The following is a 600-nucleotide window of genomic DNA, read 5'->3' as shown; positions in this document are numbered from 1 at the left end:
GGCGTAAACATGCAGGGTTCGACGGGCGAGCATATTGGTCCAAGCGGTCAGGTCTTGATTTTGGGTGAAGTTGAACACGGGCATGATGGGCTTGGCGCACCAAGACAAAATGGTCAGTTCGTCTTTGTATTTGTCGAGGACGGGTTCTCGCGCATCGATAACGTACATGGCCATATCGCTTTGCATGACTTGGCGTAGCACTTTTGCCTCTTGGTTGAATTCGTGATGCGCTTCATGATTGCTGAGGAATTGCTGGATGCGCTCAATGCCGTCATCGCGTGCGGATGTATGGGTTTCCAGCCAGTCCAACACGCCGCCTGCATCTTCAAGGCCGGGGGTGTCGTAGAGGTAAACCAAGCTGTCGTCGCCATCGTTGATGAGGGCTTCTTCGACATGGCGCGTGGTGGATGGCGCGTTTTTTACTTCGCCGAAGGTGCTGTCGCGCAAAAGCGTACGTAAGAGCGAGGTTTTGCCTGTGTTAGTATGGCCGACGACGGCAAGGGAGAGAGGGGTGGTCATGGTCTTTGGGTCGGGTTGATATGGACTATGAATGTGTGAGTATGGAGCCGTTTATATTTAGTGGCAATATATGTTTCAGAC

General features: G+C 52.5%; 1 protein-coding gene. It reads right to left on the bottom strand.

Annotation, left to right across the window (positions count from 1 at the left end; genetic code table 11):
• Nucleotides 1-519, bottom strand: a 519-nt coding sequence (locus ACTHUT_RS21570; protein WP_440419859.1) for a GTPase domain-containing protein, incomplete at its 3' end; no start/stop codon positions are given.
• Between the last annotated feature and the right edge of the window lie 81 nt (nt 520-600).

The organism is Neisseria sp. P0022.S010 (assembly GCF_051956635.1).
The sequence above is the reverse complement of the archived record's forward strand: the minus strand, read 5'-3'. Positions and strand labels throughout refer to the sequence as shown.